Source organism: Pseudophaeobacter sp. 1A09344 (assembly GCF_041008745.1).
GTDB lineage: Bacteria > Pseudomonadota > Alphaproteobacteria > Rhodobacterales > Rhodobacteraceae > Phycobacter > Phycobacter gallaeciensis_A.
The window spans coordinates 339,052-353,589 of the sequence record NZ_JAXGFS010000004.1 but is presented as its reverse complement, the minus strand read 5'-3'; the positions used below and the strand labels follow the sequence as shown (position 1 = coordinate 353,589).

The 14,538-nt window shown below is 63.8% G+C and carries 10 protein-coding genes; 2 read left to right on the top strand and 8 right to left on the bottom strand.

What is annotated here, in order from left to right:
* Position 1: 1 nt before the first annotated feature.
* Positions 2-2,863 carry a monovalent cation/H+ antiporter subunit A gene (locus tag SM765_RS09605; RefSeq protein ID WP_274837223.1) on the bottom strand — a complete coding sequence of 954 codons (2,862 nt, stop codon included), beginning with the start codon at positions 2,861-2,863 and terminating at the stop codon, positions 2-4.
* Positions 2,864-3,160: 297 nt separating this feature from the next.
* On the opposite strand from SM765_RS09605, the gene SM765_RS09600 reads away from it, so the two are divergent.
* Together SM765_RS09600 and SM765_RS09595 are read left to right on the top strand one after the other, a co-directional pair.
* Positions 3,161-3,667 carry a rhodanese-like domain-containing protein gene (locus SM765_RS09600; RefSeq protein ID WP_274833396.1) on the top strand — a complete coding sequence of 169 codons (507 nt, stop codon included), beginning with the start codon at positions 3,161-3,163 and terminating at the stop codon, positions 3,665-3,667.
* Positions 3,625-4,542, top strand: coding sequence for a CE1 family esterase (locus SM765_RS09595; protein WP_274838991.1), 918 nt, complete (start codon positions 3,625-3,627; stop codon positions 4,540-4,542). The genes SM765_RS09600 and SM765_RS09595 overlap by 43 nt, the downstream gene beginning before the upstream one ends.
* 21 nt (positions 4,543-4,563) lie before the next feature.
* Here the strand turns inward: SM765_RS09595 and mdoH are convergent, their stop codons facing one another.
* The 7 genes from mdoH to SM765_RS09560 all read right to left on the bottom strand — a co-directional run bounded on the left by mdoH (position 4,564) and on the right by SM765_RS09560 (position 14,367).
* A complete protein-coding gene (gene mdoH, locus SM765_RS09590) occupies positions 4,564-6,483 on the bottom strand; it encodes a glucans biosynthesis glucosyltransferase MdoH (protein WP_274837221.1) in 1,920 nt (639 codons plus the stop codon).
* Positions 6,480-7,985 (bottom strand): OpgD/OpgG family glucan biosynthesis protein, encoded by a 1,506-nt coding sequence (locus tag SM765_RS09585; RefSeq protein WP_274837220.1) that lies wholly within the window; start codon positions 7,983-7,985, stop codon positions 6,480-6,482. The genes mdoH and SM765_RS09585 overlap by 4 nt, the downstream gene beginning before the upstream one ends.
* Positions 7,982-9,283 (bottom strand): OpgC family protein, encoded by a 1,302-nt coding sequence (locus SM765_RS09580; protein ID WP_368981494.1) that lies wholly within the window; start codon positions 9,281-9,283, stop codon positions 7,982-7,984. Before SM765_RS09580 ends, SM765_RS09585 begins: the two co-directional genes overlap by 4 nt.
* Before the next feature lie 103 nt (positions 9,284-9,386).
* A complete protein-coding gene (locus SM765_RS09575; protein ID WP_274837218.1) occupies positions 9,387-10,754 on the bottom strand; it encodes a tetratricopeptide repeat protein in 1,368 nt (455 codons plus the stop codon).
* 248 nt (positions 10,755-11,002) lie between these two features.
* On the bottom strand, positions 11,003-12,202 hold the full coding sequence (locus tag SM765_RS09570) for a CaiB/BaiF CoA transferase family protein (protein WP_370570985.1): 1,200 nt from the start codon (positions 12,200-12,202) through the stop codon (positions 11,003-11,005).
* The gene (locus SM765_RS09565) at positions 12,189-13,808 is read right to left on the bottom strand and encodes a thiamine pyrophosphate-binding protein (protein ID WP_274837216.1); all 1,620 of its coding nucleotides are present in this window, start codon (positions 13,806-13,808) and stop codon (positions 12,189-12,191) included. The genes SM765_RS09570 and SM765_RS09565 overlap by 14 nt, the downstream gene beginning before the upstream one ends.
* 88 nt (positions 13,809-13,896) lie before the next feature.
* The gene (locus tag SM765_RS09560; protein ID WP_274837253.1) at positions 13,897-14,367 is read right to left on the bottom strand and encodes a DUF302 domain-containing protein; all 471 of its coding nucleotides are present in this window, start codon (positions 14,365-14,367) and stop codon (positions 13,897-13,899) included.
* Positions 14,368-14,538: the final 171 nt, after the last annotated feature.

The following is a 14,538-nucleotide window of genomic DNA, read 5'->3' as shown; positions in this document are numbered from 1 at the left end:
CTCAGACCTCGTTTTCGTTCTTGGGCTCGTCATCGCGGGCCGGGTTGATGTCCATGGCGTACTCCGAGGAAATCCCCGGCTGCCAGGCAAAGCGGGAGAGGCTTTCCAGTGCCAGCAGCACCGCGCCGACCACCGCAAGGAAGACGCCGAGGTCGAACAGGGCGGCGGTTGCCCATTCGAATTCTTTCAGCGGCGGCCAGTGGATATAGCCAAAGGCCGAGGTCAGGAACGGCATGTCGTTGAACCAGGCACCGATACCGGTGGCGGCGGCGATCAGCACGCCGGAGCCGATGATACCGTGGTAGTAGAACCGCTGCCGTTCAGAGGTCCAGGCAAAGCCCGAGGCCATGTATTGCATGATGACAGCAATGGCCGCGATCAGACCGGCGATGAAACCACCGCCCGGCAGGTTGTGGCCGCGGAAGAAGATATAGGCCGCCACCATCAACGCCAGCGGCATCATCACGCGGGTCGCGACTACCATCATCATCGGGTGGGCATCGCCTGCCTGCGGCAGATCCGGTTTGCGGTTCAGCAGATAGGCCCGCACGCGGGTGCCCAGAACCGCCTCGGTCAGGGCATAGATGACCAGTGCCGCGATGCCGAGAACGATAATCTCGCCAAAGGTATCAAAGCCCCGGAAATCCACTAGAATGACGTTCACCACATTGGTGCCGCCGCCGCCCTTGTAAGAGTTGGCGAGGTGGAATTCGGAAATGCTGGGCGCCGCGAAATCGCGCGTCATCAGCGCATAGATCAGCCCGCCTGCGCCAAGACCAGCCACAACGGCGATGGCACCATCGCGCAGCCGGATCAGCGCCGGGGTCTCGACCGGGGTTTCCTTGGGCATGAAGTTCAGCGCCAGAAGCATCAGCACGATGGTCACAACCTCGACCGACAGCTGGGTCAGCGCCAGATCGGGGGCCGACAGGTAGTTGAACGACATGGAGACCACCAGACCCACGACGCCGATCAGGACCAGTGCCAGCAGGCGGTTGCGGTGACGCGCAACGATCAGCAGCGTTGCGAGAACCAGGCTGAGCCACCCGAGTGCCGGGATCGCGCCGATTTCCTGCAGGCTGCGGGTTGCCGGGCCAGTGGTGCCGGTGGAATAGGCATACCAACTGATCGCCACGGTAAAGCTGATCATCACCGCGCCATAGCGGGTGATGGAGCCATTGTGCAGCCCGTCGGTCACCGCCTTTGCCAGACGCGCCAGCACCGCCATCAGGGCATCAAAGATATCCTTGGCCTCGGGGCGGGGGGCGGCGTTCCAGGCGCGCATCAGGGGCTTGTGCAGCGCGAGCAGCAGCCCACCGCCGCCCACAGCCACCAGCGACATGTAAAGGGCGGGCGTCAAACCATGCCAGAGTTTCAGCGAGTAATAGGGCAGTTCTTCTCCACCAATCACGGCGCCAGCGGCCACGGCCACCAGTGGCCCGGCGATCTTGGCCGAGAACAGGCCGATCAGCACCACCAGCGTGATCAGGAAGGCCGGGGCCAGCCACATGCCCGCACCCGGATCATGGGGATGCGCGGGATAGTCGTCCCGCTTGGGGCCAAAGAAGACATGAACGATGAAGCGGAAGGAATAGGCTGCCGAGAACAGCGCCGCGATCAGTGCAAGGCCCGGCACCAGATAGTGCGATCCGGCCCAGACCGTGTGTACGGTTTCCTCCAGCATCATCTCCTTGGACAGGAAGCCGTTGAAGGGCGGGATACCCGCCATCGACAGGGCGGCGACAAAGGCGATGGTGAAGGTCACCGGCATCAGGTGGCGCAGACCGCCCAAACGTTTGATGTCGCGGGTGTGCGCTTCGTGATCGACGATTCCGGCCGACATGAACAACGCCGCCTTGAAGGTGGCGTGGTTGATGATGTGGAATACTGCGGCAACCGCTGCGATCTTGGTGCCAAACCCCAGAAGCATGGTGATCAGGCCCAGATGGCTGACGGTGGAAAAGGCCAGCAGACCTTTGAGATCATCCTTGAACAGGGCAATCACGGCACCGATGAGCATTGTCACAAGGCCGGTGGTCGCCACGATATAGAACCACTCGGGCGTGCCGGCCAGAACCGGCCACATCCGCGCCATCAGGAACAGGCCTGCTTTCACCATGGTGGCGGAGTGCAGATAGGCCGAAACCGGCGTCGGCGCCGCCATGGCGTGGGGCAGCCAGAAATGGAACGGGAACTGTGCCGATTTGGTGAAACAGCCCAGCAGGATCAGGATCAGCGCGGGCAGGTAGAGCGGCGACGCCTGGATAAGGTCCTTGTTCTCCAGGATCACGCTCAGATCATAAGAACCGACGATATTGCCGAGGATCAGCATGCCCCCGATCATCGCTAGGCCACCGGAGCCAGTCACGGTCAGCGCCATGCGCGCGCCCTGACGCCCTTCGGGCAGGTGTTTCCAGTATCCGATGAGCAGGAAGGAGGACAGCGAGGTCAGCTCCCAGAACACCAGCAACAACAAGATGTTATCTGAGAGGACGATGCCGACCATCGCACCCTGGAACAGCAACAGGTAGGTGTAGAACTGTCCCATAGGATCTTCGCGCGACAGGTAAAACCGCGCGTAGAGGATGATCAGCATTCCGATCCCAAGGATCAGCGTAGCAAAGAGAAACCCAAGCCCATCCAGAAAGAAATTCGCATTGAGCCCCAGACCGGGCAGCCAGTCGAATGTGGCTGTGATGACCTCTCCGCGAAATACAGCGGGGGCATGCAGCAGAAGGCCGGTTAGGGCCAGGAAGGTGGTCAGACCAGCCGCCGAAGCGGAGGCGTTACGCCCCGCCCGGATCAGCAGAGCGGGAAAGACCGCTCCTAGAAAAGGCAGGGCCGCAATCAAAAACAGGGACACGTGCAGATCTCCTGGTAGGGCTAGGCGAATTTTGACTTTGCCTAAGCAATTTTTCGCTTCTGTGCCAGCCCCGCAGGCCCGGTTCTGAGGAAGATCGGGCAAATGACGCTGGAATTGTTGGACGTTGCGCCACTACTTGGGGCTGGGGGGCGGAGTTGACAAGATTTTGAATGGCCAAAATTCGCCCTCTGTGCTGATCGGGAATACAAATGCTGCTAGAACGGTGTCCAAAGGGATGACACCCGCCTGAAACACGGCGCTGCGGGGCGTGTTTTCCCGGTTATTGGAGAGACGCAGATGCAAGACCCAATCAGTGCGGAGACGCAGGAGGCCAGCGGGCGGCCGGTCACTATGTCGCGGCGCAAGCTGTTGTCCTCTGCGGGCATCCTTCTGGGCGCTGCGGCGGTCGGCGCGGTGGCCTGGCGCTATCGGCCCGCGCCGGATCACGACCGTCCGCGCCTGTCCGTGGCCGAGGCGTTTTCCGCTGCCGGAGCGGGGTCGATTACCTTGGTGGACATCCGCACACCCCGGGAATGGCGCAGTACCGGCGTTCCGGTCGGTAGCGTCCAGATTGACATGCGTCGTGACGATTTTACTGAGGCGCTGTCCCGCGCTTTGGGTGGAAACCGCGCCGCGCCGGTGGCGCTGATCTGCGCCCGCGGTGTGCGTTCGGCCCGGATGGTGCGGCGCATGGCAGAGGCAGGGTTTTCACAGATCATGGATGTACCCGAAGGTATGCTCGGCTCTGGTGCCGGACCGGGATGGATCGCGGGCAACCTGCCGGTGGCGCGGTGGCAGGGCTAGGCCCCACGCGCCACTGGCGCAGCCTGTTCCGGCGCCGGGCCGGAAGAATTCTTCTTTCGTTGTTCGTGACGGCACTCTGCTCGGGCTCTGCGCTGGCAGGCTGCGGCGCTGCAGCAGAAGCTTGCGATCTGCCGTCCGGTGACTACCACATCGCCACACCCGATCCGGGCGCCTCGGCCAGTGCGGAAGCAAAAGGCACTCCGGCGGTGGTGTTTCTGCACGGCTATGGCGGTTCGGGCGCCGGGGTGCTGCGCAACCGCGCCTTGGTTCAGAAGTTGCAGGACCGGGGCTATGCGCTGATCGCGCCGACCGCCTTGCCGCGCTGGAATGGCAAGAGGTCGTGGAACTTCCTGCCTGGCGCCGAGGGACGGGATGAGGCGCAGTTCCTGCAACAGGTCCTTGGCGATGCGGAGTCGCGGTTCGGCATCGACCGGCAGCGGGTTGTTCTTGCTGGATTTTCCGCCGGGGCCTTTATGGTGAACTACCTCGCTTGCGCCCATCCCGGGGATTTTGCCGCCTTCGCTCCGGTGGCGGGGGGATTCTGGCGGCCACGGCCCGAGACTTGCGCCGGTCCGGTGCGGTTGCTGCATACTCACGGCTGGGCCGACAAGGTCGTGCCACTGGAGGGGCGCATTCTGGGCAGCAGCACGCGCGAACAGGATGATATCTTTGCCGGGCTGGCCCTGTGGCGGCAGGTGAACGGCTGCGCCGATGACGCGCCTGATCGCCTGTGGGTTACCGGAGCAGAGCTGCATCGCCGCTGGGATTGCCAATCCGGGGGCGATATTGAACTGACGCTCGGTCCGGGGGGGCACCGCATTCCGGACACTTGGCCGACGCGGGTAGTCGAGTGGTTTGAGCGTACCCCGGACTGACGCCCGGGGTACGGGGTTCTTCTATTCCGCCGCTGAACGGTGGTCAGGTGCCCCGGCAAAGACGCGTTCAACCGCTTTGCGATAGGTCCGGGCGGTCTGGGCGATACGGGGTTCGGCAAAAACCTCGCGCGTGCCCATCCAGAACCTGAGCCGAAGTGCGGGACGCATCCCCGACAGGGCCGACAGCGGCAGCACCAGTAACAGCGACAGGGCAATTGGCGCCAGCCAGACGGAAACCATCCCGGCCAGGATCCCGGCGCTGAGCGCAAGACCGCTGGTGAATTCGAGTGCATGACAGATCAGCATGGTCTTCAGCCCATAGCGCCCGCCGTCACGCGCCTGCGGCGCCCAGCCCCGTTGCAAGCGCAAGGCGCTACGCAGGACGGCGATCATCTGCTGCACCATCAGGATCGGCGCATAAAGGATTGCCAGCAGGATTTCGGAGGTCACGGAGAGCGCGAAATGTCGCCCTCCGCCATAATCCGATAGCCGCGCACCAGTCAGGGGCAGCGCGGCAAGGGCCAGAAGTTTCGGCGCCAGCAGCATCGCATAGATAACCAGGATCACGGCGACATGGCGCGGCTCTGACATATCCGGCCAGGAGGGGCGCAGCGGGTCGGCGGGGCTGAAATACTGCAGCGCCGATGTCTCTCCGTCTTCACCGATCAGCGCCCATATCACCAGAAGCGCAAACCAGATCGGCGCCATCAGGTACCCGATCGCCCCATGCAAGAGATGGAACCGTGAAATCGCGCAGAAACCCTGCGCGCTTAGCAGTTTCAGGTGCTGCAGATTGCCCTGGCACCAGCGCCGGTCGCGCAGGATGTGATCGATCAGGGTCGGCGGCGTCTCTTCATAGGAACCTTGGATACGGGGCAGGAAATGCACGCCCCAGCCGGCCCGGCGTAACAGACCAGCCTCGACGAAATCATGGCTCATGATCAGGGTCTTGCCGCCGAATGTCTGTTGCAGCTCGGGCAGTCCGGCGCAGGCGGCAAAGGCGCGGGTGCGCAGGATGGCGTTATGGCCCCAGTAGTTACCCTCGGCGCCGACCCAGCGTGCCAGCCCTTCGGCCATGGCAAGGCCATAGACCCCGTTGGCAAACTGCTGCATGCGGCCAAAGACGGATCTGGCGCCGATCAGCTGTGGGAAGCTCTGGATCAGTCCGGCTGCCGGATCTCGGCGCAGCGCATCGGCCAGTTGGGCAATCGCCCGGCCAGTCATCAGACTGTCGGCATCCAGCACCAGCATGGCGTCATAGCCGCCACCCCAGCGGCGCACCCAATCCGCGATATTGCCCGCCTTGCGCCCGGTGTTGTCCTCGCGGTGGCGATAGTAGAGCCGGATACCGGGCGGCAGCGCGGCGCGCAGCGCCTCTACGCCCGCCAGTTCCTGCGCCGCGATCAGGTCATCCCGTGTGTCGGACAGGATGAACATGGCGTAATCATGCGCACCGCCCCAGGCATGCAGATCCTCCAGCATAGTGCGGGCGTTGCCGAACACGGCGGCCGGATCTTCGTTGTGGACGGGCACCAGCACCGCAACGGTAAGCGGCGGCGTGTCGGGTGCGATGGTACCGGTCGGAACCCGGCGTTCGGCCTCTTGCCCGCGCTGCCACAGGCTGAACAGGCCCAGGAGCACGGTGGAGACCGAAAAGCAGATCCAGAAGAAATTGAAGGCAATGAGCGCCAGAAGCAGAACCTCGATCATCATGAAGCCGCCATCGGCAAACCAGCCTTGCATCACGAAGGTCAGCAAGGCGGTTGCAACCATCGCCGGTGAAAAGGCAATGACCCGCCAGAGCGCCACGCGCATCTGCGGCGCGGTCCCGGGGGCGCTCATGTCGCGGAAAGCGGCGCCAAAGTTCTGCTCTGGCATCGCCATGGGCTGTTCGGGCGGCAGCATTTTCGCCGCAGAGGGGGCGGAGATCAGATCTTTCATGCGGTCCACCTGTAAAGCCAGACTTCGGTGGCAGGCTGCCCGTCCCGGCGCAGCGCCGCCCGTAGCTCCACAAGGGAGCGGTCACCGGGTTCAAAGCTGAAGGCGAGCCGCAGGCCACCGGTGGCCGGATTGCGCTGCAGGACCCCGGTGCTGAGCTCGACATGCGGCGAGGAAAGCACGACGTCGACGTTTTCGGGATCGCCTGCCAAAAGCGGATGATCTTCGAAATCCACGGTCATGATCCGCCCCGGATCGCCAAAGACACGTGCGCCCGCGGCGGTGTCCACCACCTGCGCCAGCGTACCAGTGGGGCCGGTGCCCCAGGTCAGGCGGTAATCAAGCCGCACCTCGGCTCCGGCAGGATAGGGCGTGCGCGGGCGCCAATAGGCGACGATATTGTCGTAGATTTCCTTGTCCGCCGGGATCTCTACCAGCGTGACGGCTCCCTTGCCCCAATCGCCCTTGGGTTCGACCCAGAGGCTGGGCCGGTCCTGATAATGCGCCTCCAGATCGGCGAAGTCCGACAGGTTGCGGCTGCGCTGCATCAACCCGAAACCTCGGGGGTTCTCGTCGACAAAGGAGGACACCTGCAGCTGCGCCGGATTGGCCAGTGGTCGCCACAGGGTTTCGCCGTTGCCATTCTCGATCAAAAGCCCGTCGCTGTCGTGCACGGCGGGGCGGAAATCGTCGAACCGGTTGCGGTTGGTGCGATCAAACAGGAACATCGAGGTCAGCGGCGCGATTCCCGCGTGGGTCAGCTCTTCGCGTGGGAACAGCGTTGCTTCGACCTCCATCACGCAGGCGGCGCCTGGGGTGATGGTGAACCGGTAGGCGCCTGCGGCCGAGGGCGAATCCATCAGCGCATGCACGACCATGTGGCGTTGGCCGGGGGCAGGGGCCTCCAGCCAGAATTCGGTGAACTCGGGGAATTCCTCGCCTTCGGCGTCGCCGGTGTGAAGGGCCAGCCCGCGCGCCGACAGCCCATAGGCCTGCCCGATGCCGATGGCCCGAAAATAGCTGGCGCCCTGAAAGACGCAGAATTCGTTCTTCTTGCCCGGCTCGCTCAGTTCGGTGCGCAAGCGAAAGCCCGAATATCCCAGCGCTCCTTTGGTGCTGAGATCCGGCGCCTTGTCTGTCTTGTCGAACAGGGTCAGATCAAAGGCAACAGGCTGCGCCAGCCCGTCCGCGACGCTGTGCATCTGCACCGCACGGGGGAAATAGAGGCCCGGCAGGAAGAAATCGACATTATAGCTGCGTTCCGTCTTGCTCCACAGCGCGTCGCGGCTGCGGAACCAGCGGGTCTGATAATCCTCATAGGTGAGATCCAGCCAGTCCTGCGGCACCTTAGCACGCGTGTGATAAGGCATCTGTGCCAGCATGCGGGCCTTGTCGATAACATCCTGATGCCGGAACGGAACGGAGGCGGCCTTGGCCGCGAGCGGAGCTGTCAGCGCAAGGCCGGAGACACCGGCAAGGAAACCGCGGCGCGAAAGACGGCTCATCGCTTTGCCCTCCAGGGGTGGGATTTGAACCAGGCGGCGGCAAAGGCACAGGCGATGATCAGGCAGAACCCGGCGATATTTGCCGCAGCGGTGATCAGGATGCCCCGGTCAGTCTGATCCAGCGCAAAGCCGATCAGCCGGGCCAGCGCCATCGAGAAGACGAAGACCGCAAGGGACTGTTGCCCGACCTTGGTGATGATGCGCAGGGCAAAGGACCAGAGCCGCGCCAGCTCCGAATGGCCGGAGGTGATCAGCCGCTGACCACCAGCCCCGGCGGCCACCCAGCCGAGATAGGCCAGTGCCAGAAAGTGCGCATAGCGCAACAGGCCGAAATCGGTTTTCTCGCGCCACTGGTCGGTAAATGCCCAGGCCGGGCGGATGGCGGCGGCCAGATCGTCGTTCCAGGCCTCAACCCACAGGAAGACCTTCCAGGAGCCAAAGGGGGCAGAGAAGATCAGGAAGGCTGCAGATACAAGCACCAGTGCCCGCGACACGGGCGGCGCCGGAAGCCAGCCTTTCATGAAGGCAAAGCCGGTGAAAAACAGCAATTGCCAGCCGAAGGGGTTGAAGAACCATTCCCGCGCCGACCAGGGTTCGGCAGGCAGGGATGCTCCGTCCGGTCCAAGGCCGATCATATAGGGGTTCGCGGCCAGCCAGATCAGCGCCGAAGCTGCGGCAACGGTCCAGAGACCGATGCGCTCCAACCCTATCATCAGCGGCATCAAGGCCAGAACCACAAGATACATCGGCAGGATGTCAAAGTAGTTCGGCACATAGGTCAGGGTGAACAGGCCCACCAGCTGCGGCATCGGGTCATTGAAGAAATGGCCAAGGTTCAGAGAGTTGACGTAGCTTTTTTCAAAGGCACCGGTCAGGTCCAGTGCCGCCATGGTCATGGCGACAAAGAAGAACAGGCCGATATGAGCCCAGAATACCTGCCAGCAGCGGAATACCACCCGCGCAGTGCCCATCAGCCAGCCCCGGCGGGCAAAGGACCCACCAAAGGCGATGGCCGAGGCCATGCCCGAGCAGAAGACAAAAATCTCGGTCGCATCGGAAAACCCGAACCGGGCCGGGATCCAGCCGGTCCAGCGGTTGCCAGGAATATGAGCGACCAGGATGATGAACATGGCAATGCCGCGATAGAAATCGAGCCGCGGGTCGCGGACGCGTTTTTGCCCGCCTGCCGGGGCTGGGGCATGCTCCGATGCGGGCGCACGGCGGGTGTTGGCCGCTGCCGGACCTGCCACGGCCGGAATCTCTGCTGCGGGAGAGGGGAACTTGGAAATACGCGCCATCGTTAAGCGGTGTCCTTCCTGTCAATCAAACTTTGTGGCGGCGATGTAAGGGCGCGCCCGAGGCCAGGACCGGCATCCGGGCGCGCTCGGATCATTTCGCAGATCACTCGGCCGGCAGGCTGCGGCTGTCCGGCTGATTGCGCGCCTCGCTGATCAGGGCGCGGCGGGCCAGAGCATAGTTGTCCTCGGCGCCGCCGCGCTGGGCGCGGCGGCTGTCCAACATGCGGGATACCTCGCTCAGGCGACCTGCGCGGATCCCGGCATCGATGGTCATGCGTTCAAAAACGTCGCGCTGGGCGTGGCTGCCACCGGCCAGTTGCATGGAGCCACGGGCCTGCGCCAGGTGGTCAAAGGCCAGCGCGAAATCACCTTCGCCAAATGCCTCCAGCCCGCTGGCGGCGGCGCGGCCGGGATCTGCCATGCGCTGCCGCGCCTCGTCCCCGCCTGCGGCTGCCGCATCGGCGTGGATACGCTGCACCATCCGGGTGGTTTCATCCGGGCGCCCGCGCCCGGCCAGCGCCAGAAGGTAGTGCAGATCGGCAAAGATCAGGCTGCCATCCTCGGTCCGGGCGGCGCAGAGGTCGGAAAGTTCTTCCCAGCGGTTGCCGACGGCAATGCCTTCCAATTCCAGCCGCATCAGCAGCGAGGTGGCATTGGAAATATCGCGGTAATCGTCGGTCTTGTCCTGGCGGATCTCGCGGTCGTATAGGTCCAGAACGGTGTCAGTCTGGCCCAGGTCCAGATGCATCAGCGCCTTGTGCCACCAGACGTGATAGCGGAAGTTGTTGCAATGGCTCCAGGCCTCTTCGCGGCCGGTCAGCCAGTCGAGCCCGGCCTTGGCATTGCCGGTCATGTCATGCACATGCGCCACCGCATGCAGGCCCCAGGCGTCATCCGGCGCCATCCAGAGTGCCTGACGCCCCGCAGTCTCCGCCTTATTATAGTCGCCGGTTTCCTCCAGCGCGAAGGCGTGACAGCCAAGCAGATAGCCGCGTCCGGGGTGATCCGGCGCATAGGCGGGCATCACCCGTTCCACTGACCGGCGCATCCCGGCGCTGTCGCCAAGGACGAAACGGATCGCCTGGCTCATCTTCATGGCAAGGCTGTCGGCAGGGTGAGAGCGCAGGACCTGCTCCAGCTTCTCAACGGCGGCGGTGGGGCGGCCCGCCAGCCACAGCTCCAGCGCATCGGCGAAGAGCCGCTCCCGGGGCAGGGCAGAGGCATAGGCGATGCGGGCAGCAGCCAGCGCATCGCGGGCAGGGGTGCGCATTTCGCGGCGGCCCAGCAGCAGCAGGAACAAACCCTTGGCTGCCTGCCCAAGGGTGAATTCGGGGGTAGCCTCCAACAGCTTACCCAGATGCACCGGGGCCTCTGCGCTGTGCGACAGAACCCCGATCTGAACCGCGTTCCACAGATCCAGCATTTCGGGATCTTTCAGGCTCGTCTCCTGTCCGAAGAGATCATGTGTCATTTGGGTCCAATCCTTACCACCGGTGTTGTTCACTAGGGGAAGGTTAGAACAGTGGTTTTCATCGCGCGACGGGCGCTCTCGCTTTGGTGAAGGCGCGTGTTTGAAGGTGGGGAAACCCGCTGAAACCTGTAATATTTGCGGGCAATTTCCCGCCAGACGGGTCTTTGAAACGCAAAACGCCCACCACGAAGGCAGGCGTTTGCCGGTTTTTGTAACATTCGGCCGGATCGTGCCGGGCAGAATATGGCCTAAGCCTTGGAAAACGGGTCCTCGGAGCCGAGAATCCGGTCGCTGTCAGCGCCGCAGCTGGGCGGTGCGTGGCGGTATGTGACCGGGGTGCGCGAGAAATTGAGCGGATTTCCAAGCAGTTTCACGGGAGTGTCCCCGGCCTGCATGTCGATGGCCATGCCCCGCGCAGCCACCTGATCGGAGGCGAAGACCCGGTCGAGCGTCTGCACTGGACCGGCCGTCACCTTGCGGGCCTCCATCGCGGCGATCACCTCGTCCATGGTGAAGCGTTTGAGCGCCGGGATCATGATGTCGTTGAGCGCTGCGCGATGCTCCAGCCGCGCCGGGTTGGTGGCAAAACGGGGATCGTCTGCAAGGCCTTCGAGCCCGAGGAACTCCATCACGCGCCGGAACTGGGCATCGTTGCCCACCGCCAGGATGACGTGGGAGTCCGAGGTCTCGTAGACGCCATAAGGCATGATGCTGGGGTGTTCGTTGCCGCGCCGGGTCGGCAAGGTGCCGGTGTTGAGATAGGCGACGCCTTCGTTGATCAGCCAGGCAATGGTGCTGTCGACCAGAGCGAGGTCGATCTGCTGCCCTTCACCGGTTTTTTCCTGGTGGCGCAGCGCAGCCAGAATGCCAATGCAGGCATACATACCGCACATCACATCGGCGATGCCGGTGCCAACCTTCACGGGCTGCCCCTCGGGATCGCCGGTGAGTGACATGATGCCGCTAAACCCCTGTGCCACAAGATCATATCCCGGGCGGTGGTTGTTGGGGCCGGTCTGCCCGTAGCCCGAGATCGAGCAATAGACCAGCCGGGGAAACTCATCCTTGAGGCTGGCGTAATCCAGCCCGTATTTCGCCAGTCCGCCGGGTTTGAAATTCTCGATCAGGATATCGGCCTCGGCAGCGAGCCTGCGGATCTCGGCCTGACCTTCGGAGGTGGTGATATCCACCGCGACCGAGCGTTTGTTGCGGTTGGCGGCCATGTAGTAGGCCGACAGATCCGTGGGGTTGCCGTCGGCGTCCACGGCATAGGGTGGGCCCCATTGGCGGGTGTCGTCCCCCCCCGATTTCGGGTTTTCCACCTTGATGACCGTGGCGCCGAGATCGCCCAGCAGCTGGGTACAGGTGGGGCCGGCCAGAATGCGCGACAGGTCGAGAACCTTGACCCCGTCAAGGGCCCCGTGTGGCAGCGTGTCAGATGCGTCCATCATATCCTCCGGGTTCGATTTCGGCAGAGATGACAGTGAAACGATCAGAAGCCAAGGCATCGGTGAGGGCGGCGCGCAGTTCCGTCCGGTTACGTACCGTCACGCCGTTGCCGCCAAAGGCCCGGCCCATCGCGGCAAAATCGTGCCGGGCGAAATCGACGCCGCGGTTTTTAAGCTGGCGTTGACGCTGTTTCAGCTCAATCAGGGCGAGGCTGGCATCGGCAAAGACCACGAAGATCGGCGCCACATCCAATTCGGCAGCGATGGCCAGATCCCCGGCCACCATCAGGAAGCCTGCATCGCCGGAAAAGCTGACGACGGGACGGTCCGGTTGCGCCAGCTTGCGCCCGATCGCCATCGGCACGGCGCAGCCCATTGTGCAAAGCCCGGATGACTGGATCAGCCCGCGCGCCTCGTTGCACTGCCACATCTGGCTGAGCAAGATCCGGTGGGCCCCACTGTCTGCCGTGGCCAGCGTCTCGGCAGGCAGGATGGCGCGGCATTCGGCGATCACTGCCGCCGGTCCCCAGCTGTCATCCTGCGGATCAAAGGCGGCGTGCAGCGCCTGTTGCACGGTGCTCAGCTCTCCGCCGGGCCAGCGCGTTGGCGCTGTCTCGGCTTTTTCCGTTAGGGCATCCAGCGCGGGGGTAAGCGGCGCCACGATGTTGAGGCTGGCCTGATGCATGTAATGGGTGTTGGGTTCGGCAGCGATCTCGATCACGCGCTGGTGGGCAGGGTCCCAGGCGTTGCGCCAGCCGGGGCGCATTTCGATAGGATCATAGCCAAGCGACAGGATCAGATCCGACTGCGCCGCCAGCGGCAACAGGTGACTGTCCGCCAGGGGGGACAGCCCGGCGCCGCCAAGGCACAGGGGGTGATCTTCGGGCAGGATGCCCTTCGCCTTGTAGCTGGTGACAAAGGGGATCTGATGCGCCTCCAGAAAGGCGCGAAGGGCAGGACCCGCGCCTTCGGCCACCGCATCAAGTCCGATGATGGCAAAGGGACGCTCGGCCTGCGCCAGCCAGCTGCGCGCCTGCGCCAGTGTGTCATTGTCTGGCTGGGTGGGCGCAGCAGGCGCGCGGCGGATGTTGCGATCCCTGGCGGGCGCATCCGCGACCGAGATCGGCACGTCGATATGCACCGGACCATTGCGCGGCTCGGTCGCGATGGCGACCGCCTTGTCTGCGATCACGTCAGCCGCATCCGCATCCAGACGGAAGGTCGCCTTGGTGATGGAGGCAAAGACGGCGCCATGGTCGAGCACCTGATGGGTGTAGCTTTGCGCCTCGGCTGCATCGACGCAGCCGGTGAGAACCAGCATCGGCACCCGGTCCTGATGGGCGTTGGCCACCACATTGACCCCGTTGAGCGCGCCGGGGCCGAGGGTGGCAACCAGAATGACCGGGGCACCATCGGCATGATGCACACCTTCGCCCATGAAGCCGGCAGCGTTTTCGTGTTTCGCCAGATGGAAGGTGATGCCTGCTGCCTCAAGCGCGTCGACCAGCGTCAGCACCTCGCCACCGGGCATGCCAAAGGCGTGGCGGCACCCGGCCGCATAAAGGCGCCGGGCCAGAACGTCGGCGGCGCGTAAACTGTCAGTCATGGCGATTTGTTCCTATCTGATGTCACGGCCAGATTGCCTGCCCTGACGCCGGGTGCAAGCACCCTCACGGCTCTGTGACCTGGCGGCGTTACTTCACTGCCTCCTGTGCGATCTGATCAAACCGCTGGTCCAGCTCCTCTGCAAGCGCCATCAGCCTGTCGCCGCCTTCGTCCCGGTAGGGGGCAAAGACATGACTGGGCCGTTTGTAAGAGAGCTGCGCCGTGCCGCCCGGGATTTCGGTGACATAGAGGCGGATCGGGGCTTCGATCATGGCGGCGGTCGAGGTTTCCAGAATGTTGACCGCAAAGACATTGTTGAAGACGCCGATGACCCGGTTGCCCGGAATGGTGATCCCGCGCGCCGCTGCGGCGCCGGTGGGACCGGCCTGCGTGACGATGGCCAGATCGCTGGCGCGCACCGCCGCCTGCGTATCCTGCAACAGCTGCTGGTAGGATTTCGCCGTGTTATGCACCTCCCAGCCGGGGCGGGCAGACACCTCTCCGGCGATGCTTGCCTGCGCGCTCAGGGTAACGGTCGAAAAGGCCAGTCCGGACAGCATTGGCAGACTGAAGGCAAGTGCGACGAGGATTGGGCGCAGGTTCATCATTGGCTCCGTTGCTTTGTGGAACCACAAGCCTAACCCGGATTGCAATCACGCAGGTGTCACATCCCCGTGCTGCTGACTATGCCCCGGCGGGAGGTTGGGCGGCATCAGCAAAGAAAAACGCGC

Bases quoted from the DNA above. Each gene is read 5' to 3' on its own strand.
- SM765_RS09575 (WP_274837218.1), bottom strand. From the start codon at position 10,754: ATGACACATGATCTCTTCGGACAGGAGACGAGCCTGAAAGATCCCGAA.
- SM765_RS09585 (WP_274837220.1), bottom strand. From the start codon at position 7,985: ATGAGCCGTCTTTCGCGCCGCGGTTTCCTTGCCGGTGTCTCCGGCCTT.
- SM765_RS09600 (WP_274833396.1), top strand. From the start codon at position 3,161: ATGCAAGACCCAATCAGTGCGGAGACGCAGGAGGCCAGCGGGCGGCCG.
- mdoH (WP_274837221.1), bottom strand. From the start codon at position 6,483: ATGAAAGATCTGATCTCCGCCCCCTCTGCGGCGAAAATGCTGCCGCCC.
- SM765_RS09595 (WP_274838991.1), top strand. From the start codon at position 3,625: ATGGATCGCGGGCAACCTGCCGGTGGCGCGGTGGCAGGGCTAGGCCCC.
- SM765_RS09570 (WP_370570985.1), bottom strand. From the start codon at position 12,202: ATGGACGCATCTGACACGCTGCCACACGGGGCCCTTGACGGGGTCAAG.
- SM765_RS09580 (WP_368981494.1), bottom strand. From the start codon at position 9,283: ATGGCGCGTATTTCCAAGTTCCCCTCTCCCGCAGCAGAGATTCCGGCC.
- SM765_RS09565 (WP_274837216.1), bottom strand. From the start codon at position 13,808: ATGACTGACAGTTTACGCGCCGCCGACGTTCTGGCCCGGCGCCTTTAT.
- SM765_RS09560 (WP_274837253.1), bottom strand. From the start codon at position 14,367: ATGCTGTCCGGACTGGCCTTTTCGACCGTTACCCTGAGCGCGCAGGCA.